This window comes from Comamonas guangdongensis, assembly GCF_041079535.1.
Lineage (GTDB): Bacteria > Pseudomonadota > Gammaproteobacteria > Burkholderiales > Burkholderiaceae_C > Comamonas > Comamonas guangdongensis.
The window spans coordinates 1-896 of record NZ_JBFYGN010000072.1; the positions used below are offsets into that span (position 1 = coordinate 1).

The window sequence follows — 896 nt, forward strand, 5'->3', positions numbered from 1 at the left end:
GCAGAACACGACAACGCTTCGATCAAGACCGCGACCCTGAACACCGTGACCGCGGCCAAGGCCTGCGGCGCTGAGGTGCATGTGCTGGTGGCCGGCGAGGGCGCTGCCGCCGCCGCCGCGGCCGCCGCCCAGATCGCCGGCGTCGCCAAGGTCATCCACGCCGACGGCGCCTCCCTCAAGGACGGCCTGGCCGAGAACGTGGCGGCCCAGGTGCTGAGCATCGCCGGCAACTACAGCCACATCCTGTTCCCCTCGACGGCCGCCGGCAAGAACGTGGCGCCCCGCGTGGCCGCCAAGCTGGACGTGGCCCAGATCAGCGACATCACCAAGGTCGACGCGGCCGACACCTTCGAGCGCCCCATCTATGCGGGCAATGCGATTGCCACCGTGCAGTCGGCCGATGCCGTCAAGGTCATCACCGTGCGCACCACGGGCTTTGACGCGGCCGCTGCGAACGGCGGCGCCGCGGCCGTGGAAACCGTGGCGGCCGTGGCCGACTCGGGCAAGAGCGCCTTTGTGGGCCGTGAAGTCACCAAGAGCGACCGCCCCGAGCTGACGGCCGCCAAGATCATCGTCTCGGGCGGCCGCGCGCTGGGCTCGGCCGAGAAGTTCACCGAAGTGATCACCCCCCTGGCCGACAAGCTGGGTGCGGCCATCGGTGCCAGCCGTGCGGCCGTGGATGCGGGCTACGCGCCCAACGACCTGCAGGTCGGCCAGACCGGCAAGATCGTGGCGCCGCAGCTGTACATTGCCTGCGGCATCTCGGGAGCGATCCAACATCTGGCGGGCATGAAGGATTCCAAGGTGATCGTGGCGATCAACAAGGACCCGGAGGCGCCGATCTTCTCGGTGGCCGACTACGGGCTGGAAGCCGATCTGTTCACGGCCGTGCCGGA

The 896-nt window shown here is 69.4% G+C and carries 1 protein-coding gene; it reads left to right on the forward strand.

Annotated elements, in window-relative coordinates; all coding sequences use genetic code 11:
- Window positions 1–896, forward strand: an 896-nt coding sequence (locus AB6724_RS21805; RefSeq protein WP_369340624.1) for an electron transfer flavoprotein subunit alpha/FixB family protein, incomplete at both ends; no start/stop codon positions are given.